The sequence below is a fragment of the Dellaglioa sp. CoH-57-MRSF-20 genome (genome assembly GCF_056781955.1).
In genome coordinates this window covers 1-369 of sequence record NZ_JBXAXV010000167.1, presented here as the reverse complement: position 1 = coordinate 369, position 369 = coordinate 1, and the positions used below count along the sequence as shown (strand labels likewise).

The 369-nt window shown below is 53.7% G+C and carries 1 protein-coding gene; it reads left to right on the top strand.

Annotation, left to right across the window (positions count from 1 at the left end; translation table 11 throughout):
* The coding region (locus AC1RPN_RS08630; protein ID WP_481763780.1) for a hypothetical protein at positions 1-369 on the top strand (369 nt) is incomplete at both ends.

Here is a 369-nt window from a genome sequence, read left to right as displayed (position 1 = left end):
ACTCGCACAAGTACGGCGGTCAGCTCGTCAAGTCCAAAGAGAACCAGAAGGGTTGGCTCTCGATGTTTGAGACTAGCAAGGGGAAGGTCCAGTTCGAGTCGATGATGAACATCGATCGAGATCATAAAACTATCACGATCTCGGACTGGGCCCCGGGCACCAACATCGAAAAGTTCGTGGCCAAGGTCCGGACGTTTGACGAGACGCAACGCTGCTACAACTCGAAGGGCAGCACTACCTACACCATCGAATGCAAGAGTGCGTACAACTACGCGCAGTTCGATAAGTGGGTGGAGAAAGTTCGCAAGGCCACGCTACAGAACCGCAGTTTCAAGATCAACGTGACGCTTCGTGAGGTCGTGGAGACGG